17 protein-coding genes are annotated in these 23,086 nt (G+C 68.7%); 5 read left to right on the top strand and 12 right to left on the bottom strand.

Annotation, left to right across the window (positions count from 1 at the left end; translation table 11 throughout):
- Positions 1-136: 136 nt before the first annotated feature.
- The 7 genes from FPJ27_RS02240 to FPJ27_RS02210 form a co-directional block, all read right to left on the bottom strand.
- Positions 137-1,261 carry an FAD binding domain-containing protein gene (locus FPJ27_RS02240; protein ID WP_204420712.1) on the bottom strand — a complete coding sequence of 375 codons (1,125 nt, stop codon included), beginning with the start codon at positions 1,259-1,261 and terminating at the stop codon, positions 137-139.
- A 169-nt stretch (positions 1,262-1,430) separates the two neighbouring features.
- Positions 1,431-2,564 carry an amidohydrolase family protein gene (locus FPJ27_RS02235; protein WP_204420711.1) on the bottom strand — a complete coding sequence of 378 codons (1,134 nt, stop codon included), beginning with the start codon at positions 2,562-2,564 and terminating at the stop codon, positions 1,431-1,433.
- Positions 2,565-2,605: 41 nt separating this feature from the next.
- Positions 2,606-4,252 (bottom strand): cation acetate symporter, encoded by a 1,647-nt coding sequence (locus FPJ27_RS02230; RefSeq protein ID WP_204420710.1) that lies wholly within the window; start codon positions 4,250-4,252, stop codon positions 2,606-2,608.
- Positions 4,249-4,608, bottom strand: coding sequence for a DUF485 domain-containing protein (locus tag FPJ27_RS02225; RefSeq protein WP_204420709.1), 360 nt, complete (start codon positions 4,606-4,608; stop codon positions 4,249-4,251). The genes FPJ27_RS02230 and FPJ27_RS02225 overlap by 4 nt, the downstream gene beginning before the upstream one ends.
- Before the next feature lie 75 nt (positions 4,609-4,683).
- Positions 4,684-5,910 carry an FAD binding domain-containing protein gene (locus FPJ27_RS02220; RefSeq protein WP_204420708.1) on the bottom strand — a complete coding sequence of 409 codons (1,227 nt, stop codon included), beginning with the start codon at positions 5,908-5,910 and terminating at the stop codon, positions 4,684-4,686.
- 1 nt (position 5,911) lies between these two features.
- Positions 5,912-6,394, bottom strand: coding sequence for a VOC family protein (locus FPJ27_RS02215; protein WP_204420707.1), 483 nt, complete (start codon positions 6,392-6,394; stop codon positions 5,912-5,914).
- A 199-nt stretch (positions 6,395-6,593) separates the two neighbouring features.
- The gene (locus FPJ27_RS02210; protein ID WP_034184373.1) at positions 6,594-6,866 is read right to left on the bottom strand and encodes a UBP-type zinc finger domain-containing protein; all 273 of its coding nucleotides are present in this window, start codon (positions 6,864-6,866) and stop codon (positions 6,594-6,596) included.
- Positions 6,867-7,083: 217 nt separating this feature from the next.
- Here FPJ27_RS02210 and FPJ27_RS02205 point away from each other — a divergent pair, with 217 nt between their 5' ends.
- Positions 7,084-8,361 (top strand): FAD-dependent oxidoreductase, encoded by a 1,278-nt coding sequence (locus tag FPJ27_RS02205; RefSeq protein WP_072437957.1) that lies wholly within the window; start codon positions 7,084-7,086, stop codon positions 8,359-8,361.
- Between the two features lie 71 nt (positions 8,362-8,432).
- Here the strand turns inward: FPJ27_RS02205 and FPJ27_RS02200 are convergent, their stop codons facing one another.
- A complete protein-coding gene (locus tag FPJ27_RS02200; RefSeq protein ID WP_204420706.1) occupies positions 8,433-13,763 on the bottom strand; it encodes an AAA family ATPase in 5,331 nt (1,776 codons plus the stop codon).
- A 111-nt stretch (positions 13,764-13,874) separates the two neighbouring features.
- Here FPJ27_RS02200 and FPJ27_RS02195 point away from each other — a divergent pair, with 111 nt between their 5' ends.
- The 3 genes from FPJ27_RS02195 (at position 13,875) to FPJ27_RS02185 (ending at position 16,615) form a co-directional block, all read left to right on the top strand.
- Positions 13,875-15,359, top strand: a complete 1,485-nt coding sequence (locus tag FPJ27_RS02195) for a winged helix-turn-helix domain-containing protein (protein ID WP_204420705.1) — start codon at positions 13,875-13,877, stop codon at positions 15,357-15,359.
- A gap of 31 nt (positions 15,360-15,390) precedes the next feature.
- Positions 15,391-15,834, top strand: coding sequence for a response regulator (locus FPJ27_RS02190; RefSeq protein ID WP_239483124.1), 444 nt, complete (start codon positions 15,391-15,393; stop codon positions 15,832-15,834).
- 106 nt (positions 15,835-15,940) lie between these two features.
- Positions 15,941-16,615, top strand: a complete 675-nt coding sequence (locus FPJ27_RS02185) for a response regulator (RefSeq protein ID WP_204420704.1) — start codon at positions 15,941-15,943, stop codon at positions 16,613-16,615.
- 75 nt (positions 16,616-16,690) lie between these two features.
- Here the strand turns inward: FPJ27_RS02185 and FPJ27_RS02180 are convergent, their stop codons facing one another.
- From FPJ27_RS02180 to FPJ27_RS02170, 3 genes are all read right to left on the bottom strand, one after another.
- Positions 16,691-17,728 carry a LysR family transcriptional regulator gene (locus FPJ27_RS02180; protein WP_204420703.1) on the bottom strand — a complete coding sequence of 346 codons (1,038 nt, stop codon included), beginning with the start codon at positions 17,726-17,728 and terminating at the stop codon, positions 16,691-16,693.
- Between the two features lie 83 nt (positions 17,729-17,811).
- A complete protein-coding gene (locus FPJ27_RS02175) occupies positions 17,812-19,236 on the bottom strand; it encodes an efflux transporter outer membrane subunit (protein ID WP_204420702.1) in 1,425 nt (474 codons plus the stop codon).
- A complete protein-coding gene (locus tag FPJ27_RS02170) occupies positions 19,233-20,300 on the bottom strand; it encodes an HlyD family secretion protein (protein ID WP_204420701.1) in 1,068 nt (355 codons plus the stop codon). The genes FPJ27_RS02175 and FPJ27_RS02170 overlap by 4 nt, the downstream gene beginning before the upstream one ends.
- A 44-nt stretch (positions 20,301-20,344) precedes the next feature.
- On the opposite strand from FPJ27_RS02170, the gene FPJ27_RS02165 reads away from it, so the two are divergent.
- Entirely contained in the window at positions 20,345-21,925 is a 1,581-nt protein-coding gene (locus tag FPJ27_RS02165; protein WP_072437965.1) for an MFS transporter, read from the top strand.
- 153 nt (positions 21,926-22,078) lie between these two features.
- On the opposite strand, the gene FPJ27_RS02160 is transcribed toward FPJ27_RS02165, so the two are convergent.
- Positions 22,079-22,900, bottom strand: a complete 822-nt coding sequence (locus FPJ27_RS02160) for an alpha/beta hydrolase (RefSeq protein ID WP_204420700.1) — start codon at positions 22,898-22,900, stop codon at positions 22,079-22,081.
- Positions 22,901-23,086: the final 186 nt, after the last annotated feature.

Below are 23,086 nucleotides of genomic sequence, written 5' to 3'. Positions count from 1 at the left end.
AGGGCCGCGCGTGGGCTGTTTGCCCGCGCGGTGGATGATGGGAGGCAGTCTACGCGGGCGCCGACGCCATTTCCTGAAGCTGCGCTGAAACGTTCTGAACGCGCGCATGCTGCATCCCGGCGCCAGCGCACATGCGTCAGCGCGGCGTGCCGAGGCCGAACGACGCGGCAAGTTGCGGACCCTTGTCGAGCAGCGACGTCACTTCCTCCCGCCGCCGGACAGACCATTGCGCGAGGCGCTCGACGACATCGGTCGCATCGGCCGGCAGCGCTTCGGCGAGCGATACGGCATCGCTCGCCGCCTTCGACGTGCCGGATGCCGTATGGGGGCGCACGGTGCAGGCGGCGTCGCCGATCAGCGCGACGCGGCCGTCGACGAAGCCGGGGCTCAGTGCGTCGAAAATCGCCTGGTTGAACGGCGCGCGCGTCGCAAGCACCAGTTGCGACAGGGAAGCAGGCAAGCGTTCGCCCGCGAGCTGCCGCAGCGTCGCAACGGTGTCGTCGGAAAGCTGCCCCGGATGCACGGACGCGTGATGGAGCTGGCCGTCCCGATCCGTCAGGTGCCGGCGCAGCGCATCCGGATCGGCTTCGTTGCGATACCACAGCCAGTTGAACCGGCGCGTGCCCGGCACGAGCGAGCCGTCGAGCGCGGGAATCAGGAACGCCATGAACAGCTCGCCCGGCGCCTTGTGAAGCGTCATGTTCTCGACCAGCGATGCGATCGACGCGGCGTCGAATTCGGCTTCGTCGACGATGCCGCGCCATGCGAGGTAGCCGGCAAACGACGGCGTATAGCCGGGGAAGAGGTGCGCGCGCAGGTTCGAGCCGGAGCCGTCGGCTGCAATCAGCACATCCGCGCGGATGCGTTCGTCTGCGAGGTATACGTCGACACCGTCCGCGTCCTGGTCGAGGCCGGTGACCGTGCGGCCGTAATGGATGCGCCCGCGCGGCAGCGTCTCGCACAGCGAGCGGTAGACGGCGTCCCATGACGAAAACGGCAGCATTTCGGGTTCGTCCCGCGTGACGACGCCGTCGCGATCGATCCAGCGCCGCCGATGCGTCGGCACGCTGATCGTCTGGCGGCAATGCCGGCCATGCCGTTCGAGAAACGCCATCATCCGGCGCAACACGGCCACGCCGCCGCCCTGGCCGCGCAGCGGCGTCGGCGAGCGCTCGCAGACCATGACGTCGTGTCCGATGCAATCGAGCGTCAGCGCGGCCGCGAGACCCGCGATCGATCCGCCTGCAATGACTATCTTCATCGTGCGTGATTCCCGTGTTCGGCCGGCGGCGTGTGTCGCCGGCCGTCCGTCGTGATGCGTGGCGTTGCATGCCGGCACGCACCGGTTCGCCGGATGATGCCAGGTCCGGCAACGGCCTGCGCCGACGGTGCAGGCGCGGGTCGAAAGTTTCCATATGGCTGCTTGCCCGCTAGATCCCGAGCAGCTTGCCCGCATTGCCGCCGAGTATCATCGAACGCTGTTCCGCCGTCAGGTCGAGCCGGTCGAGAAAGCGGACCGGCTGCTCGTAGCCCATGTCGAAGCAGTAGTCGCTGCCGAGTACGAGCCGGTCGACCCCGACGCTCTCCATCAGGAACTTCAGCACGGGCCCCGAATGGGACACCGTGTCGTAGCTGAAGCGCCGCAGATAGCTGCTGGGCTTGTGCGCGAGCCGGCGCGTTTCGGGGCGCACGGTCCAGCCCGCGTCCAGGCGCCCGACGAGGATCGGCAGCGCGCCGCCCGCATGCGGCAACGTGACGTGCAGGTTCGGGTGGCGGTCGAGCACGCCGCCCAGGATCAGGTGCGAGCCCGCGATCGCCGTATCGAACGGATTGCCGAGCAGGTTGCTCAAGTAGAAATCGCCGAGCCGCGCGCCGCCGACGGTTTGCTGCGGATGCAGGAACACGGGCAGGCCCAGTTGCTCGATGCGCGCGAACACCGGCGCGAACAGCGGATCGTCGAGATCGCGGTTGTCGATGTTGGTGCCCATGTACACGCCGCGCACGCCCGGCAACTGCGCAGCGCGCTCGAGTTCGTCGATCGCGTCGGTCGCGTTCAGCATCGGCAGCGTCGCGAGTACGACGAACCGCGTCGGGTGCCGCCGGTAGACGCGCGACGCGGCCGAATTCCAGTCGCGCGCGAGCTTCGCATTGAACGGCCGGTCGCCCCAGTACGCCATCGGCACGCTGAGCGACAGCGCCTGGACGTCGACGCCGGATGCATCCATGTCCTTGAGCCGCGCGTCGACGTCGATGAACTTCATCGGCAGCGGCCCGAGGCCGCCGGCGGGCGTCCGGAACGTGAACGACGCATCGTCGCACGCGAACGACCCGCCAAAGCGCTTGCCTTCGCCGCCGACCAGATCGCAAAAGCTTTCAGGGTAGTAGTGCGCGTGGATGTCGATCGAGCGCGGCCGGTGCCGCGGCACGGCGGCCGAGGCGGCCGGTGCGCTCGCGGTGTCGGCTGCGGATGCGGTGCGTCCGGCGACGGCCGTGCCGGCGAGCGCGGCCAACGCGCCGAGCAGGCGGCGCCGTGCCGGCGACATGCAGCAGGTGCAATTCAACATGGTGTCTCCCACGAGATATCGATTTTTTCGGGGCGTGCGGCTCAGCCGCGTTGCGTCATGCCCATTTCGCAGGCGACGAGCTGCGTGTCGAACTGCTCGCGTTCTCGTTGCGCACGGGCCGAGCGGTCGGTGACGGAGAACAGGACGACGCCGGCGAATGCCGCCGCCATCGAGAACAGCGCCGGATATTCGTACGGATAGACCGCATGCGCATGACCGAGCACCTGGACCCAGACGGTCGGGCTCAGCACGGTGAGCGTCACGGCGGTGGCGAGCCCGGTCAGGCCGCCCAGCACCGCGCCGCGCGTCGTCAGGCCGCGCCAGTAGATCGAGAGCAGCAGCACGGGAAAGTTCGAGCTTGCCGCGATCGAGAACGTGAGGCTGACGATGAACGCGATGTTCTGCTTTTCGAACGCGATGCCGAGCAGGATCGCGAGCACGCCGAGCACCAGGGTCGTCCCGCGCGCCACGCGCATTTCCTCTTGATCCGAAGCGCGGCCGCGACGCAGCACGTTCGCATACAGGTCGTGCGAGATCGCCGACGAACCCGCGAGCGTCAGTCCGGCGACCACGGCCAGGATGGTCGAGAATGCGACCGCGCAGATGAAGCCGAGGAACACGTCGCCGCCGACCGCATGCGCGAGATGAATCGCCACCATGTTCGCGCCGCCCGCGATGGCGCCGGATGCGTCGCGGTACTGCGGGTCCGACGCGACGAGCGCGATGGTGCCGAAGCCGATGATGACGATCAGCACATAGCCGGCGCCGACGATGCCGGTCGCATAGAGGATGCTCTTGCGGGCCGCGTTGACGTCGCCGACCGTGAAGAAGCGCATCAGGATGTGCGGCAGGCCTGCCGTACCGAAGATCAGCGCGAGACCGAGCGACACGGCCGAGACCGGATCGGATACCAGGCCGCCGGGGCGCATGATCGCCGCATGTTTCGGATGCACGAGAATCGCCTGCGCGAACAGCGCATCGAGGCTGAAGCCGAAACGGCCCAGCACCATGATCGCCATGAAGGCCGCGCCGGCGAGCAGCAGCGCGGCCTTGATGATCTGGATCCAGGTCGTCGCCAGCATCCCGCCGAAGAACACGTAGACGACCATCAGCACGCCGACGATCAGCACCGCGACCGTGTAGTTCAGGCCGAACAGCAGCTCGACCAGCTTGCCCGCGCCGACCATCTGCGACACGAGGTACAGCAGCACGATGACGATCGAGCTCGACGCCGCGAACGCGCGGATCGGCCGTTGCCGGAGGCGATAGGACACGACGTCGGCGAGCGTGTACCTGCCGAGGTTGCGCAGCGGCTCGGCGATTAGGAACAGGATGATCGGCCAGCTCGCGAGAAAGCCGACCGAATAGATCAGGCCGTCGTAGCCGCTCGTGAACACCAGCGCGGAGATGCCGAGCAGCGACGCCGCCGACATGTAGTCGCCGGCGATCGCCCAGCCGTTCTGGAACGCGGTGATCTTGCCGCCCGCGGCGTAGTGGTCGGCCACGCTGTTGTTCTTGCGCGCGGCCCAGCGCGTGATGAAAAGCGTCGACGCGACGAACAGCAGGAACATGCCGATCGCGACCGGATTGTGCCCGTGCGCCAGCGCCGCCGCGGGGCCGGCCGCGAACGCCGGTGCCGGGCCGACGGCGGCGACGGCGGCGATCGATGCGATGAGCAGGCGTTTCATTGATCGCCTCCGTGACGAATCGACGCGACGATCGTGTCGTGCACCAAATTGGCCCGATACACGTAGAGCGCGACCAGCGCGAACGTGACGACGAACATGCCGAAACCGACCGGGATGCCCCACGGGGTAGGCCGGCCCTGCACGATCGGCTGTCCGAGCAGCGTCGGCGAAAACGCCAGCGTGAGGATGAACGCGAAATAGAGGGCGAGCATGACGAGCGTCAGCGACCAGGCGAACAGCCTTCTGCGCCTGACGAGATCGCGAAAGCGGGCATCGCGCAGCAGCGGGTGCGTGGCCTGTGCCGGCGCGTCCAGGTCGGATGCGGTGCCGGCGGCAGCCGGAATCGGGTGGTTCACGGTGTCTCCTTCTGGTTTGGGTATCCGGGCCGGGCAACGGGCGCCGCGCGTCTCGCACGCGGCGCCCGCCCGCGCTCAGAAATGCGGCGGAACGGCGGTTTCCCGCATCACGACTTCCGGCGTGCGATAGCGTTCGGCCATTGCGCGCTCGGTGTCGTCCTTCAGTTGCGCCTGCATGTAGGCGCCGAGATGGCGCGCGTGCTGCACGATCGCGGCACCGAACGCGGTGCGCGTTTCGCTGTATTCGCACAGTGCGTCGAGCGGGTCGGTGCGCGTGGCGAGTGCCGTGACAAGCGCGAGCGCATCGCCGGCGGCTTTCGTGACGCCCATCCCGCAATGCGGCCGCGCGACGAACGCGGCGTCGCCGAGCAGCGCGATCCGGCCGAACGCCATGTTCGGCACTTCGAGGTCGTAGATCGGCTGGAACAGCGGTTGCGTCGCACGCGCCACAACCTCGGCGAACTGCGGCGCAAGCAGCGCGTGCGCCGCGTCTTCCATGTCGTCGAGGACGTCGCGGCGGATCAGCGTCGGCGGAATGCCGCCCGCCCACAGCTTGCCGGTCTCGTCGGTCAGCAGGTTCGGCAGGTCGGTGTCTTCGCGGGTCGCGCGATACCAGACGAAGTTGTAGCGGCGTTCGCCCGGCTTCGTGCTGTTGCCCTGGCCGGCGACCGGATAGCCGAGGATCTGCTCGTGCGGCGGCAGCCCGAACGCGAATTTGCCGAACAGCGTCGCGTGGGTCGCGTCCGACAGGCCGGCTTCGTCGACCAGCCCGCGCCAGGCGACGTAGCCCGCGTACTGCAACCGTGCGTCCGGCAGGAATTTATCGCGGATCGCGGAGCGGAATCCGTCGGCCGCGATCACGAGATCGGCGTGCACGACCGAGCCGTCGGACAGCGTGACCGATGCGCGATCAGGCCCGTCCGCGACATCTGCGACGACGGCGCCCGAGTGGTAATGCTGGTCGGGCAGTGCCGCGCGAAGCACGTGGTACATCTTGCTCCACGCGGTCAGCGTCTGCGGCAGCCCGCGTTCCGACGCCACGGTGCCGTCCCTGGCCAGCGTGATGCGCGATTCGACCTTCACGCCGATCGATTCGTCGATGCGCACGCCCGCCGCGAGCATCACGTCGAACAGTTCCGGATGCGTGACGATGCCGGCGCCGCGGCCCGAGAGCGCCTCGGGCACGCGTTCGAACACGTCCACGTCCCAGCCATTGCGCAGCAGGAGATTCGCGGCGAACAGGCCGCCCAGCGAGCCGCCGATGATGGCGGCCTTGCGGTTCGTCGAAGTGCTGTCGTTCATGTCAGTCTCCGTGGGGGGCGCCGGCCGATCCGGCCGCGGCGGGAAGCGCCAGGCCGGCGACCTCGGCGGCAGGGTAGTTGAGCTCGATCGTCACGCCGGACGGATCCTCGATGAAGACCTGGTGCAGCCCGAGGCTCGGCACCGTGCGGTCGCGCCACGCGATGCCTTGCGCGCGCAGCGTGTTCCACATCGCTTCGACGCCGGTCGCGAGGAACGCGATGTGGTCGACGGTGCCGGTGCCCGTCGTGGGCAGGTCCTTGTCGCCGAGATAGGCCGCGAGCCCGTCGGGGTTGGCCGGATCGACGCCGATGATGTGGACCGTGCCGTAATCGGCTTCGTCGCCGCCCTTGTAGAGCCATGCGCCGGGAAAGTCGAACGGCGGCCGGTAGCCGCGCTTGAAGCCGAGCACACGTTCGTAGAAGCGACACGATTTCTCGAGATCGAGCGTGCGGATCGAGTAGTGCGCGAGTCTGGATACGGGCATGGGAGACTCCTTGTTTATCGATAGATAAGTTATCGTTCGATAAACTATAGCCGAAAAGATCGGCATGACAAAGGCGCGATCGAACGGTGTTAACCCGCGGTCCGGAAAGGTGCCGGATCGATGTCGGCAGGTGGGGGCGACGGGCGGCCCGTCGTGGGACACGGGCGCGCGCGGGCGCCGGATCCCGGCGCGCGGCGCGTTACGACGCGATCTCGCCGGCCATCACGTCGTCCGCATAACACCAGACCCAGCGCTCGCCGGGTTCGATCGAACGCGCGAGCGGGTGGCCGGTTTCATGAAAATGCCGGCTGGCGTGGCGATTCGGCGACGAGTCGCAACAGCCGACGTGCCCGCATGTCAGGCACAGGCGCAAATGCACCCACTGGCTGCCGGACTTCACGCATTCCTCGCAGTAGTCCTTGTCGGTGGTCAGGATGCGCGCTTCGCCGAGATGGGTGCAGGTCGTGGTCATCTTCCGCTCCGATGCCGGCGCCGGAGATCGCTCGCAGCGCGGCCGGCGCGAAGCTGCAAGCGGGGTTGGATACGGTGCATTGTGGACGGTCGTGTCGCGCGCGGACCTTAATTCTTATTAAGCATGTCAACCCGGGCGGCAAGCGGACGTACAGTCGCAAGTGCGCCCGGCGCGAGGTCCGGGCGAGATCCGACACGACGGTCACCGGGAGACGTTCATGACTCAGCCGCAGCATGTCAAGGTAATCGGTTTGCCGAACAGCAAGGAGGCCTACGCAATCCGCGACTTCCTGAAGCGCGGCGTGATCGAGTACGAATGGTGCGAGTTGACGTCCGACACCGATTGCGCGCGCGAGCTGGGCATCGCGCCGCTGCGCGATATCCGCTTGCCGGTCGTCATCTTTCCGGACGGCTCGCGCATCTACCAGCCGACGCTGCCGGAGATTGCCGCGAAGCTCGGCTGGGTTGCACGGCCGCGCTTCATCGAGTACGACGTATCGATTTACGGCGCCGGTCCCGCCGGCCTGTCGGCGGCCGTCTACGCGGCGTCGGAAGGGCTGCGCGCCGTCGTGATCGAACGCGATGCGATCGGCGGGCAGGCGGGAACGAGTTCGCTGATCGAGAATTACATGGGGTTCCCGGAGGGCATTCCGGGCGCCGAGCTGGCCGAGCGCGCGCGCCGGCAGGCGGTCAAGTTCGGCGTCGAGCTGCTGATGATGCGCGAGGGCGTGCACGCGACGTTCGTCGACGGCAAGATTCGCGTCGACCTGGCCGACGGCTCGATCCTGACCGCACGCTCGAACATCTGCGCGACCGGGATCGAATACCGCAGTCTCGGCCTGCCCGACGAACGGAAGTTTCTCAACGCCGGCCTGTTCTACGGCGCGGGATCGAGCGAAGCGCCGATGTGCGAAGGCAAGCACGTGTTCATCGTCGGCGGCGGCAATTCGGCGGGCCAGGCCGCGATGAACTTCGCGCGGCACGCGCGCGAAGTCACGATGATCGTCAGGGGCGCGTCGCTGGCAGCGACGCTGTCGCGCTACCTGATCGACCGGATCGAGCGCACGCCGAACGTGACGGTGCGGTACGGCACGACCGTCGATGCGCTGCACGGCGACGGCCGGCTCGAAGCGATCGTGCTGCGTTCGGAAGACGGCGCGCGCGACGTGCTGCCGGCCACGCACCTGTTCGTCTGCATCGGCGGTGCGCCGAACACCGATTGGGCCCGGGATACGAACATCATTCGCAATCCGGGCGGTTATCTGGTGACCGGCAGCGACCTGTACGACTGCCCGGCATTCGAGCGCGTGTGGCCGCTCGAGCGCCGGCCCTACTATCTGGAAACGAGCGTGCCCGGCTCGTTCGCGGCGGGCGACGTGCGGTCGGGTTCGGTCAAGCGGGTGGCGTCGGCGGTCGGCGAAGGGGCGATGGCCGTGACGTTCGTGCACCGGTTCCTCGGCGAAGACGCGCATCGGCCGAGCGGCACCCGAGCCTGAGCCGAGCCCGAGCCTGAGCCGAGCCCGAGCCCGAGCCGCGCGCCGGTTCCGCCGCGCGCTCGACCCGTGCGTCAGCGTGCCGTCGAAATCGGCAGCCGGAACGTCAGCACGGTGCCGTTCCCGTCGCGCATGGCGGCTTCGAGCGTGCCGCCATGCGCTTCGACGATCGAGCGGCAGATCGCCAGGCCCATCCCCATGCCGTGCGATTTCGTCGTGAAGAACGGATCGAAGATCCGGTTCGCGATGTCGGCATCGATGCCGGCGCCGCGGTCGGCAACGGAGACGACCGCGTAATCGTCGCCGACCTGCGACGCGATCTCGAGTTCGCGCGCCGCGGCCAGTCCGTCCATCGCGTCGAGCGCGTTGGTGACCAGGTTCAGGATCACCTGCTGGAGCTGCGTGCGATCCGCCATCACGCGGATGTCGCTGCAATGCAGGTCGACGCGCAGCGCGACCTGCTTCGCGTCGATTTCGGTCGCGGTGAGATGCAGCATGTCGCGAATCAGGTCGTCGATCGCGAGCGGCGCCAGCGCGGGCGGTGCCTGGCGTGCGAGCGATCGCAGCGCGCGGACGATGTCGGCCGCCCGCACGCCGGACGCACGGATGTCCTCGAGGCTCGCGAGCGCTTCGCCGAGATCGGGCTGCGCGCCGCGCAGCCAGCGCATGCACGCGCCGACGCTCGACACGATGCTCGTCAGCGGCTGATTGATCTCGTGCGCGATCGATGCGGCCAGTTCTCCCATCACCGTCATGTGCGCGGTGCGCGCGAGCTCGGTCCGTGCATGCCGCAGCGCGGCCTCGGTCTCGAGCCGGCGCGTGTTTTCGTCGATCAGTTCCGCATAGAGCCGCGCGGATTCGAGCGCATTGGCCGCCTGCGGCGCGAGCACTTCCAGCATCGCGATGCGCCGCGGCGAAAACACGCCGTTGGACAATGCATTCTCGAGATACAGCACGCCGATCAGCGCACCCTGCTTCAACAGCGGCAGGCAGAACAGCGAGCGCGTCGGGTGCGCGCGCAGGCTGTCGGCGTGGTCGGGAACGCCCTCGCGCTGCGCGTTCGCGAGCACGACCGGCTTGCGGGTCCGGGCGACGGTGTTCAGGATCGACAGCGGGACATCCTGCTCGGTGGGTTCGCTGCGGGCAATGTCGACGATCACGTCGCTGCCGACTGTCCGCGCGGCGGCCTCGATCGTCAGCCGGTCGTGCCGGGCGAGCAGCAGCAGGCCATAACGCGCGCCGGCATACACGATCATGTTGCGCATCAGCGTCTGGATCAGGCGCTCCAGCACGATTTCCTCGGACAGCGAATGGGCCGCGCGCATCGCGAGCGAGAAATCGAGATCTTCGCGCGCGGGCATGGCCGGGCCGCCCGGCGACGGGTCCATCACGAGGAACGGATGCTGCGCTTCCAGCGCCTGCGCCTTGCCGGCCGCACCCCAGCGCCGGTAGCACGCATGGGCGAGCCGCAGCTGATGGCGGGCGGGGCCGGCGAGCCCGAGCGACGTGGCGTGATGCGCGGCCAGTTCGTGCGCGAGCGCCTGTTCGTGCACGAAACCGTGTTCCGCCGCGAGGCTGGCCGAGGCCTCGTACTGCTGCATCGCGACGATATGTTCGCCGCGCACGCGTGCGAATTCGGCATCGATCAGCGCGAGCTTGTTGCGGAACGTGCCCGGGTTGCGTTCGCTCCACGCGGCGAAGCGGGCGCGTTGCGGCGCATGGCGTTCGAGCAGCCGCTCGGGCGGCGTGGCGCCGCGGTCGCTCGCGATGCCGGCCAGCACGCCGAACAGGTGGAAGTCGGACAGCATGATGTGCGCGGGAGTGGACCACGCGCTCGATGCGGCTGCGTCGAGCGCCGCGCGCGCCGCGTCCGCGTCGCCGAAAATGAAGGCCGCCTGGCCGGCGAGCACGTCGGTCCAGAACTGCAGGACCGACATCGGCGTCTTCGTCGACGCACGGGCACGCCAGGTGCCGATCGGCCGGTGGTAGCCGAGCTGCAGCGCATCGACGAATTCCGACTGGGTGGAAACGAGGTCGACGATGTCGTCGTAACGCGCACCGCGTGCGATCTGCAGCAGCGGATCGATCTCGTCGCGGATCGCCGGCAGTGCTTCGCCCATCGCGAGCAGATCGCTGACGATGTGGTTGCAGCTGTAGCACATCCAGCGCAGCTCGGCGCTCGCATTGCCCGCCGCCTTCGCATCGCGCGCGCGCTCGAGCGCGTACGACAGCGGCCGGGTCCAGACGCTCACCTGGTCGAGCGCGATCAGCGTCGCGGAGCGGTAGCGCTCGAAGCCGTGGCGATCGACTAGCGCGAGCGCGACCTTCGCGAATTCGAGGCCGTCCTCATACGCGTCGTGATGCCCGGCAATGCTGACGCCGTACCACGCGAGCCCCTGCACCGACGCGGCGGTGACGCCGTGGCGCAGGGTCAGCCGGACCATCGTCGCGAAATGCAGCAGCATCAGCCCGCCGCTCGGATAGAACATCGCGGCTTCGAGTGCGGTCAGCAGCGCCATCTCGGCTTCGACGCGCGTGTCCGTCATCACGGGCAGGTCGACGAGTTCGCCGATGGCGCGGCCATCGAGCGCATCGCGCACGGCGTTGCACGCCGCGGCGAGATCGGCCTCGACCGGCTCGGCCGGCAGTACGACGCCGAGCAGCGCGAGCCCGGCCAGCGCGACGTCGACGGCCTGCCGGTAGCGCGACTCCACCGTGAGCTGCGCGGCCTTCAGCCGGTGGGCCTCGGCGCGATCGGCCGGCGTGCGCGTCCGCGCCATGAGCTCGTCGATCGCATCGGATGCCTGCGCGGTTTCGCCGGTCGCGAGCAGCAGGCCGCTGCGCAGGATGCCGATCCGGCTCGCGAGACCGTAGTGTTGCGACCATGCGTGAGGACCGAGCAGCGATTGCGCGGTCGCGAGAAACGACAGCGCGCGATCGCGCGCGGCGACGATCGCCGCGGCCTCGGCAGCCGCGACCAGGGCATCCGCGAAGGCGAGTGCCAGCGCGCCGTCGAGCGGTGCGGTTTTCGCCTGCTCGATCTGGGCGGCGAGTTCCAGCCGGGATTCGGTCGACTGCGCGTCCGCGCGCCCGAGCATCGCGGCGGCGATCCGGGCATGGCACAGCGCGCGCTCCGCCCGCCCGACGACCGCGTAGATGGCCTCGAGGATGCGGTCGTGAACGAAGCGCCAGCGGTTGCCGGAGAGCGACACGAGGCCCGCCTGGCGCGCGGGGTCCAGCCAGAAGCGGAGTTCGGCCCACGTCTTGCCGGCGGCGGCGCACAACAGCGCGTCGTCCGCGTCGGTGCCGATACAGGCCAGCAGCGACAGCAGCGTTCTCGATTCGTGCGGCAGCCGCTGCATCCGGATCGCGAGCAGGCTCACGACATTCTCGGTCGGGCGGCGGGCGTCGATGTCGGCCGCATCCCATTGCCACGTTTGTCGCACCGGGTCGTAGCCGAGGAGCCGCTCGTCGATCAGCGTGCGCAGCAACTGCTGGATGTGGAACGGATTGCCGCCCGTCCTGCGGTGAACGATGTCGCCGAGCCCGGACAGCCGGTCCGGCGCCTCGCCGAGCAGGCCGGCCAGCATGCGCGTGACGTCGGGTGCGTCGAGCGGCGCCAGCGTCAGGGCCGACAGGCGGGTGGGGTCGAGCTGGCGCAGGAAGCGGCGGAATGCCGGCGGGTGGTCGTGCTGCGGCCCGCTTCGATAACCGGCAACGACGCAGATATTGGCCGGCGGATCGACGGCGATCGACGCGAGAAACGCGAGCGTCGCGTCGTCGGCCCACTGGATGTCGTCCAGCGCCATGACGAGCGGTTCGGCCGGTGCCGCGAACGCACGGAACGCATTCACGACGATCTGGTATAGGTGAAATTCCGGAATCGCACCGGTATGGTCGAACGCGACGGGCTCGACATCGAGCAACCACCCGATCTCCGGGAAGATGCCTGACAGCAGGTTGGCCTGCCGGCCCACGCAGTCGCGCAGCCGCGCGGCAATCGCCGCGATTTCGTCGTCGCGCCTGGCCAGCGCGCTGCCGAACAGCGCGCGCAGGGCCTGCAGCACGGGCGCGTAGGGCCGCGCGGGCTGGAACTGATCGACCTTCGCCGACGTGCACCAGGCCGTGCGCGACGCCGCCCGCGCATGGCGCATGAAGTCCTCGGCCAGCGCGGTCTTGCCGACGCCGGCCGGCCCGTCGATCAGCACGATGGCCGTCTCGCCGGTTTGCGATACGGCCGCCAGCACCGCCTCGAGCCGGCGGGATTCGGCTTCACGGCCGACCAGCAGGTCGGGCGCGTGCAACCCGGCGAGCGGATCGCTGCCGCCGAGCGCGAACGGCTCGACGCGGCCTGCCGCCAGCCAGTCGCGCCGGATACGTTCGAGATCGTGCTGCACCGCTTCGCAGGACGGGTAGCGATCGGCGGGCTCCTTGGCGATCAGTTTCAGGATCAGGTCGTTCAGGATCGCAGGCAGGTCGTCGCGAAAGGTCGTGGCCGGCGACGGCTGCATCGCGACGTGCGCGTGGATCCATTCGGACGTCGACGTGGCCTTGTAAGGCATCGCGCCCGTCAGCAGGCGGAACAGCGTGATGCCGAACGCGTACAGGTCGGAGCGCTCGTCGACGCATGAGCCTTCGGATACTTCGGGCGCCGCGTAGGCGGCGAAATCCGTGCGCATCGCACTTGCCGCGGCGCGTTCCGTCCGACGATTCCACGCATGGGCGAACGAGCGGAGCATGACCGTACCGTCCGGCGCGATGGCGAAACTGGCCGGTTGCAGATCGCCATGCAGCCAGCCGCGCCGATGAAGCTGCCCGAGCGTGCGCGTGGCCTGGATCGCGGCGTCGAGAAAGACGTCGAGCGGCAGCCGCCCGTCCGCCAGCGTGTCGAACGCACGCACGTCCGGGCGAGGATAGACGAGCACCGGGCCGTCCGCGGCGCGGATCAGCGCAACCGGCATGATCGCCCACGCCGGTTCCAGCGCTTCGTTCAATGCGTATTCGTGCTCGAATTGCCGGCAGCGCTGGTCGGATTCCCACCCGGTCTGGCACGCGGACCATACGCGCCGCGTCCCGGCGTCGGTGAGGTCGAACCAGAGCACGTCGCCCGAACGGACCGCATTCGACATGCGGGTGCGCGCCAGCCAGTCGGCATCCATTCGCTTCGTGTCGTCCGAGTCTCGCAAGGGTTGGTTCACGGTGGGGTCAGGCTGGGTGAGCAGGGCGAAACCGGCGCGTAAAACCGGGGCGGCCGGGCTGGGTTGCGCGCGTCTGGGCGGCGCCGTGCATTGTCCGCCAGCCTGAGGAAATTTGCAGTACCCCCCGGCACACGCCGTTCCCGACGACCGGGCAGGCCGGTACCCGACTAAACCTATAGATAATGGTCGGCGCGCCTGTCGCGCCATACCATGGGTTCAGGCCTTCCGACACGCATCGCTGCGACTGGGCGGCCGGGACAGAGGGCGTCGCCTCGCGAGGCGGCGCAAGGTGCGGAGCAGCATAAGCGAGTGCGGATCATGTACACGTTCGGGCGGGTGACGGTTTCCCTTGAGTGCCGCGAAGTCTGCGTCGACGGGCAGCCCCGGTATATCGGCGCCCGGGCATTCGAGATTCTCGAGCTGCTGGTGAAGGCGGCCGGCAGGCTCGTGTCGAAGGACGAGATCATGCAAGCCGTGTGGCCGAACACGATCGTGGTCGAGAACAACATCCAGGTGCACATCTCGACGCTGCGCAAGCTGTTCGGCGGCAAGCACGGGTGGATACGGACCGAATCGGGCCGCGGTTATCGGCTCGCTCCGCCGGTCGACCCGGACCACGCCGAGCGCCTGCCGGCCGGATTCGAGCCGGCAGGCGGCGTCCGTGCGGGCGCGGTGCCGCGCAAATGTCCGCTGATCGGCCGGGAGCAGGAAGCGGCCGAGTTGCACGTGCTGCTCGAGCGAGAGGCGCTCGTCACGCTGGTCGGCCCCGGCGGCGTCGGCAAGACGCATCTCGCGCTGGATGTCGCCACGGCCTGGTCGGCGGTGCGCGGCATCGAGATGGTCCGGATCGATCTCGCCGGCTGGCAGGGCGACGCGACGGTGGCGTCGGCGGTGCTGGACGCGCTCGACCTGCCGGGCAGCCCCGGCGCCGAACCCGCCGACGTCGTGCGTGCGATCGGCGAGCAGCGCGTCATGCTGGTGCTCGACAATGCCGAGCAGCACGTCGACGATCTGGCGGACCTCTGCGAAGCGATCGCGGAGGCGAATGCCGGCGCGACACTCGTCGTGACCAGCCGCGAACCCTTGCGTGTCGCGGGCGAACGCGTTTATCGCGTCGGCCCGCTGCCGGCGCCGCCGGCCGGCGCGAACGACGGCGAGATCGTCGCGTGCGGCGCCGTCCGCATGTTTCTGGCGCGGGCTCGCGCGATGGGCACCGACATGCCCGCGGACACGAAGACGCTGGACGCGATCGCGACCATCTGCCGCCGCCTGAGCGGCCTGCCGCTCGCGCTCGAGCTCGGCGCGGCCCGGGTCGCGTTGCTCGGGATCCAGGGGCTGGCAGCCGATCTCGACAAGTCCGTCCTGTCATTGTCCGGCGGCCTGCGTACGGCCCATCCGCGCCAGCAGACCCTCAGGGCCACGATCGAATGGAGCTATCGGCTGCTCGACGATGCGGAGCGCACCGTGCTGTGCCGCATCGCGGTGTTTCCGGATGCGTTCCGGCTCGATGCGGCGTGCGCGCTGGCTGCCTGCGACGAACTGGGCGCCGCCCGGGTGCTCGACTGCCTGGCCAGTCTTGCATCGAAATCGCTGCTGGTCGTTCATTCGGTCGGGCTCTCGAAGCGCTATTCGCTGCTGGAGGTCGTGCGCGCGTATGCGCTCGAGAAGCTGGCGGAGTCGGGCGAGGCCGGCCGCGTCCATGCCCGGTGTGCGTCCTTCGTCGGCGAGGAACGCGCGGATACACTGCCGCCGACGCCGGCAGCGCCCGCGCAACCGCTGCTGGTGGCAGGACCGTGGGCATGACACACGGGTTGTGCGGGCGTCGCGCGCGGCGGTGACGCCTGTCGATGCGGCGCAAGCCGCGTCGCGATGTTCTGGATTGACAAAATTCTCAGGTTCTCATTTCATGGCCATTGTTTGCATCATCGATGACGATGCGTCGGTCCGTAAGAGTCTTGCCAGCTTGCTGAAATCGGCTGGCCATACCGCACTGCCATTCGCGTCGGGCGAGGAATTCCTCGCGGCCGGCCCGCTGGACGGCGCGGCTTGCGTACTGGTCGATCTGAAGATGAAGGGTATGAGCGGTCTCGACGTTCAACGCCTGCTGGTTCAGCGCAAGGCGACGCTTCCGGTCATCTTGATGTCGGCGCACGGCGACGACGAGTCGGTGCGCCGCGCGCTCGCGCAAGGCGCGGTCGCGTTCCTGCGCAAGCCGTTTCCATCGGACGATATGCTCAACCTGATCGATCAGGTCGCATCCGGCGCGCCTCCCGTGTGAGCGGCGGCCCGTCGACCGGCCGCGCCGCATGAGGCGTGGCGGTTCCGCTCGGCTTTTTCTTAGTTTATCATTCGATAATGAAGCGGATGCATACACAGGGAATGCAATGACGAGCACGCTGGACATGACGTCGACCGGCAACCGGGGCGCGGGCGATTCCGCGCCGATCGTCTATGTGGTCGACGACGACGAAACGCTGCGGCGCGCGTTGAGCGCACTGTTGCGTTCGGCGGGGTTTCGCGTCGAGACGTTCGCGTCGTCGCGGGCTTTTCTCGCGTTCGAGCGGCCCGACGTGCCGAGCTGCCTGATTCTCGACGTGCGTCTTGTCGACGAGAGCGGGCTGGCCGTTCAGGAGGAAGCGGTGCGTGCGGGCCTGAACGTGCCGATCCTGTTCATGACCGGTTACGGCGACGTGGCCACGACGGTCAAGGCGATGAAGGGCGGCGCGCTCGACTTCCTGACGAAGCCGTTCGACGACGAAGCGATGCTCGATGCCGTCGGCCATGCGCTGGCCCGCGACGGCGAGCGCCTCGCGCGCGAGCGCGCGCTGGACGCGGTGCGCCAGGCCTATGCGTCGTTGACGCCGCGCGAACGCGAAGTGATGAGCCAGGTGGTCGCGGGCCTGATGAACAAGCAGATCGCGGCGAATCTCGGCCTGCAGGAAATCACGGTGAAGGTGCATCGGGCCCAGGTGATGAAGAAGATGCAGGTTCGCACGCTGCCGGATCTCGTGCGGCAAGCCGAAGCGCTGGGCGTGCGCCCGGCCGGCGCACGCGACTGAGCGGGCGTGCCGGCGCGTTCGACGTAACGGCGCCGGCTTCGGCGGGCAGGGCCGCGATGACGCGGGCGACGGCGTTCATGCGGCCACTTCGCTGTCGGCATCCGCGGCGTGCGTGACGACGTGCGCGTCGCGCCGTGCTGCCGGCCGGGCGTCGGGGCTGCCGTCGAACGCGGCGACGAGATGTTCGGCAAGCGTTCTGATGCGCACGGGCAGGTTCCGGCGCGAGTGATAGAGCAGCGACGCGCCGAGGTCGCCGACCTGCCAGTCGGGCAGCAGGCGAACGAGTTCGCCGTCGCGCTCGAGCGGCCGCGCGAGATGCTCCGGAAGCACGGCGAAGCCGGTGCCGCGCGTCGTCGCGAGAATCAGCGTATCGAGGCAGTTCGAGCGGATCGCGCCGGCCAGCCGTATCTCGGCGGTCGCGCCGGTACGCCGGTGCCGCAGCGGCCATGCAGAACCGCCGCTACCCGGTTTGCTGCCGTGCGCATCCATGCGTTCGAGCGCCTGCGGCGTGTCCGCTGCGCCGCCTGCGGCCCGATACCGCGGGCTTGCGTAAAGGCCCATCGGGATGCGCCCGAGGCCCCGCTCGACGCACGTCAGACTCGACGTTCGTTCGGTGACGATCGACAGATCCGTTGCGCCGCTCAGGGCCGCGCTCGGGTGATCGACCCAGTCGACGCGGATTCGCACGAGCGGATGCTGCCGATTGAACTCGGCCAGGACGGGCACCAGGCGATCTACGCCGAACAGGTTCGAGACCTCGATCGAGATATCGCCTTGCATCTCGCTTGCATTGGCGTGACAGCATACGGAAAAGTGCTCGTACTGCTGCAGCAACGCGAGCGCCTGCTCGAGCACGTCCTGACCCACGCGCGTCAGCGTCACTTTGCGCGTCGTGCGGTGAAACAGCAGCACGCCGAGCGACGTCTCGAGGCACCGGATCGCGCGGCTGATGCAGGGGACGCCGAGCCGGTGGGCCTCGGCGGCTTTCGTGAAGCTGCCTTGTTCGGCAACCGTCTTGAGTATCTCGAGTGTTTTCAGGCGATCCATGACAGGTCTCGCTTCCGTGGATTCGTATGTGACCAATCTATGCGGCACACCGGTACCGGGCAACACAAAAAACGTTAGGTAAGCTTAAGAGCGATATGAAAATACGTGAGACCGTTTGAACGGAGGCCGGGGGCGCGTTGATGTTTTTTTCAGAACCGGTCCGCGCGATTCGCGACGTCCGCCGGTCTCGCCGCAGGCGGCGTCCACCCGCCGCCCAGCGCGCGCACGAGATTGACGGTCGCGATCGCGAGTGCCTGGCGGCTATGAATCAGCTGGCGTCGCGCATTCAGTGCGTCCCGGTCCGCGTCGATGACCTCGAGATAACTGACGTAGCCGTGCCCGTAACGGCTCAGCGACAATCGCGCCGCCGCTTCGGTGGCGCGCGCCGCGCTGTCGTAGCGAACGATCCGCTCTTTCTGCGCGGCGATGTCGTTGAGTGCGTCCTGAACCTCGCGCAGCGCGCCCAGCGCGGTCGCGCGATAGTTCGCGTCGGCGAGTTCCGCGCCTGCCTTCGCGGCGGCCACCGCGGCTTCGCGCTTGCCGCCGTCGAATACCGTTTCGGCCACGCTCGCGCCGAGGCCCCATAGCGAACTGTTGCGGTCGAGAAACGTGCCGAGGTCGCGGCTGGCGAACCCGCCCTGGGCGGTCAGCGTCAAGGTCGGAAGCCACGCGGTGCGGGCGACGCCGATTTCGAGCGATGCCGCGTCGACGCGGCGCGCCGCCGCATAGACGTCCGGCCGTTGCGCGAGCAGCGCGGACGGCAGGCCGGGCGGCACCTCCGGCACGCGCATGGCGGAGGCGGTCGGCGCGACCGAGAATGCGCTCGGCGAGACGCCGGTCAGCACGGCGAGCGCGTCGACGAGGTTTTCGCGCAGCCGCCGGCTGTCCGCGAGATCGGCGCGAGCCGTATCGAGATCGGCCGCCGCGCGCAGCGCGTCGAGATCGCTTGCCGCGCCGGCCCGCACGCGCGCGGCGATCACGTCGAGTGCGGTGCGTCGCAGTTCGATCGCGCGGGCCAGCGTCGCGAGATCCTGCTCGACGAAATGGAGCGTCAGGTAATCGCTCGCGACGTCGGTCGCGACGCGCAGGCGAACGGCCGCGCGATCCGCGTCTGCCTGCAGCACGTTCTGCCGGCCGATCTCCGCATCGCCGCGCAGGCGCCCCCACAGATCGACTTCATAGCTGGCGTTGAACGGCACCGACCAGTTGTGCATCGTGCGTTTCGGCAACGCGTTGTCGACCGTGCCGGATACGCGCGAGCGGCTGAACGACGGATCGACGCCGACGGTCGGCGCCAGTGCGGCTTCGCGCACGCCGAGCAGCGCCTGCGCCTGGTCGACGCGCGCCGCGGCGGCGCGGATGTCGTGGTTGCCGGCGAGCGCGGCATCGACGAGCGCGACGAGCGGCGGAGCGCCGAACGATGCGGGCCATTCGACGAGCGACGGTGCGGGTTCGTCGGGCCCGTCCGCATGGCGAAACCGGTCGGCTCCGACCGCGACGGGGGCGAGCGGCTGCGGCGCGATCGTGCACGCGCTCAGCAGGCCGGCGGCGAGCAGGGCGGCGATGCGGGTCATGGCTGTGTGCGGCCGCGTTGCAGCGAGACGACGACCGACAGGCCGGGCCGAATGCGCGGTTCGGCCGAGGCCGGGCCGTCCAGCAGGATCTTGACCGGCACCCGCTGCGTGACCTTCGTGAAGTTGCCGGTCGCGTTGTCGGGCGGCAACAGCGCAAATTGCCCGCCGGTCGCGGGCGACAGGCTGTCGACGTGCCCGCTGAAGGTCCGGTCCGGCAGCGCGTCGAAGCGCAACTGCACGACGTCGCCGGCGCGAACGTGCCGGAGCTGGGTTTCGCGGAAGTTCGCGACCACCCACGGGTGCGGTTCGACGAGCGTGAGCAGCGCCTGGCCGGGCGCGACATGCTCGCCGGTCTCGACGGTCTTCTTGCCGACGTAGCCGTCCGACGGCGCCACGACGGTCGTGTACTGGCGCTGGAGCTCCGCATCGCGCAACTCGGCGTCGTTCTGGTTCGACACGGCATCGGCGGCCTGCCGCGCGGCCTGCGCGCTGCGCCGCTGCGCGTCGGCCGCCTCGATGCGTGCGCGGGCGGACTTGCGCGCCGCGTTGGCGGCGTCGAATTCCTGCTGCGACAATCCGCGCGGGGTTTCGCGGGTCAGTTCGCGTGCCCGTGCGTAGTCGAGCTCGGCCTTTTCGGCGTCGGCATGCGCCGACACGAGCGTCGCTTCCGCTTGCTCGACCAGCGCCTTCGCGCGGCTCGCATCGGAGCGCGCCTGCGCGACGCGGGCCCGCTGCAGCGCGACGCGCACGTCGAAATCGCGAGGGTCGAGCCGCACGAGCGGGTCGCCCGCGTGCACGAACTGGTTGTCGTTCACCAGCACGCGCTCGACCGTGCCGGCCACGCGCGGCGAGATCACGTGCAGGTGGCCCGTCACGTACGCGTCGTCGGTGCCGCGATCATGCGCGTCGAATTCATAGACCAGCAGCGCGACGAGCAACAGCGCGCATCCGGCGATCGACACGATCGGCCATTTGCGCGAGCGCGCGGCGGAAGTGGGCGGCGTGTCCGGCGGGTTCGTGGTCACGATCGGGATACTCCATCGAAAAGACAGGGTTTGTCGCATCGCGCTATGCTTGCGCGAGCTTTTTGTGCGGGAGCCGCTCGACGATGAACACCACGTTCGCCCCCGGTGGCGCGACACCGGGGCCGGCCGCAGCGCCGGCCTCCGACATACCGACGTTTCGTTCGATCGCCGCGATCGCGGCCGTGCTGCTCGGCGCGATCATCGCGACCTTGACGTCGCGCATCACGTCGCTCGGGCTCGCCGACATACGCGGTGCGCTCGGCGTCGGGTTCGACGAGGGCGCGTGGATCAACACCGCGTTCATCGCGTCGCAGATGTTCGTCGGGCCGCTCGCGATCGCGGCGGCCTTCGTGTTCGGCACGCGTCGCGTGCTGCTGGCGGGCGCCGCGGTATTTCTGGTCGTCGAAAGCGTGCTGCCGCTGTGCACGAACTTCGGCACGTTCATCGTGTTCCAGAGCCTGGCCGGTTTCGCGTCCGGCGTGTTCGTGCCGCTGACCGTCGGGTTCGTCGTCCGCACGCTGCCGCCGCGGCTGATTCCGTTCGGCATCGCCGCGTATGCGATGAACCTCGAGATGTCGCTCAACCTGTCGGCGACGCTCGAAGGGTGGTACAGCGAACACCTGAGCTGGCGCTGGCTGTTCTGGCAGAACGCATTGCTGACCGTGCCGTTCATCGTCTGCCTGATGCTGTCGCTGTCCACCGAGCCGATCAAGCGCATCGCGTCCGGTATCGATACGCGCGGCATGCTGCTCGGCGCCGGCGGGTTCGCGTGCCTGTGCATCGCGCTCGATCAGGGCGAGCGGCTGTTCTGGTTCCAGTCGCCGCTGATCGTCGCGCTGCTGTGCATCGGCATCGTGATGGTGGCCGCGTTCCTGATCCACGAACTGACGTCGCGACGGGCCGGGCTCGATCTCGGCTACCTCGCGTTGCCCAACGTCGCGTTGCTGATCCTGCTCGTCGGCCTCGTGCGCTTTACCGTGCTCAACACGAGCTTCATTCCGTCGGCGTTTCTCGCGAGCACCTACGGGCTTCGACCGCTGCAGATCGGCGATACGCTGCGCTGGATCGCGATGCCGCAGCTGCTGTTCGCGCCGTGCGTGGCGTGGCTGCTGCAACGCGTCGATCCGCGCCGGCTGATCGTGGCCGGCTTCGCGATGGTGGCGGTCGCGTTCGCGCTCGGCGCGCGCCTCACGCCCGTCTGGGCCGAACCCGATTTCATCCCGTCGCAGCTGCTGCAGGCGCTGGGGCAGACGATGGCGCTCACGTCGGTCGTGTTCTTTTTCGGCAAGCACGCGACGGCCGAGCATGTACTGACGTTCGGCGCCGTCGTGCAGACGACGCGCCTGCTGAGCGGGCAGCTCGGCACGACGTCGATCGCGGTGATCCAGCGCATCATGGAGGCTACCCATTCGAATCTCGTCGGTCTGCATGTCACGCTGTCGGATCCGCAAACGCTGGAGCGCCTGCGGGCCGGCGCGGCGTTGCTCGTGTCGCACGGCGCGACCTTCGCGACCGGCGACCAGGCGGCTTATGCGCTGCTCGACCGGGCGGTTCGCATCCAGGCGACCACGCTCGCGCTGGCCGACAATTTTCGTGTCGCGACGGCTTTCGCGGTCGCGGGGGTGTTGATCGGCTTGCTGCTCAGGCCGGCGCGTGCGTCGTGAGCGTGCGGCGCCGGATCGGCGGATATGCCGCATCGACGATCCTGGCGATCGCGCCCGCCGCAACGCAACGGCGGCGACCTGAAAAATCCTGAAACGTGCTGAAGGGCGCGCCGGCCTGAAGGCCGGGCGGCCGGGCGCGCCGTGCCGCGATGCTTACGCCTTCAGGAACGCGAGCAGTTCGGCATTGATCCGGTCGGCATCGACGACGCACATCCCGTGCGCGCCGCCGGGGATCACCTTGAGTTGCGCGTGCTTCACGATCTTCGCGGACAGGCGGGCCGAATCATCGATCGGCACGATCTGGTCGTCGTCGCCGTGCAGGATCAGCGTCGGGACGTCGATCTTCTTCAGGTCTTCGGTGTAGTCGACCTCGGAGAATTCCTTGACGCACAGATACTGGCCATAGACACCGCCCATCATGCCCTGCGCCCAGAATGCGTCGATCGTGCCCTGCGACACCTTGGCGTCCGGACGGTTGAAGCCGAAGAACGGCACGGCGAGATCCTTGTAGAACTGCGAGCGGTTCTCGGCGACGTTCTTGCGGATCCCGTCGAATACGTCCATCGGCAGGCCGCCGGGATTGGACGCCGATTTCACCATCTGCGGCGGCACGGCGCCGATCAGCACGGCCTTCGACACGCGCTTCGTGCCGTGGCGCCCGATGCAGTGCGCGACTTCGCCGCCGCCGGTGGAATGGCCGACGAGCGTGGCTTCGCGCAGGTCGAGCGCATCCATCAGCGCCGCCAGATCGTCGGCATACGTGTCCATGTCGTTGCCGTGCGACGGCTGGCTCGAGCGGCCGTGACCGCGGCGATCGTGCGCGATCACGCGATAGCCGTGCTGCACGAGGAACAGCATCTGCGGGTCCCACGCGTCTGCGCACAGCGGCCAGCCGTGCGAGAAGACGACCGGGCGGCCGCTGCCCCAGTCCTTGAAGTAAATCTGCGTACCGTCTTTGGTGGTGATCGTGTTCATCGCATGAGCTCCTTGATGGGCGGAAGCGGCGTGTTTGGGGGCGGCAGCGGCGGCAGCAGCCGGCAGCGCGGCGGCTGCAACGGCGGTCGCGCCGGCAAGCAGCATGTCTCGGCGACGCGCCGAGGGAACGGCGTCGATATCTGCTGGACGCATTGGGACTCCTTGAACGTGCGGTGGAACGATGCC

Origin of the sequence: Burkholderia sp. MS455 (assembly GCF_016899445.1) — a bacterium.
Lineage (GTDB): Bacteria > Pseudomonadota > Gammaproteobacteria > Burkholderiales > Burkholderiaceae > Burkholderia > Burkholderia pyrrocinia_C.
Note: the sequence above shows the minus strand (reverse complement) of the source record. Positions and strands in the feature narration are given on the sequence as shown.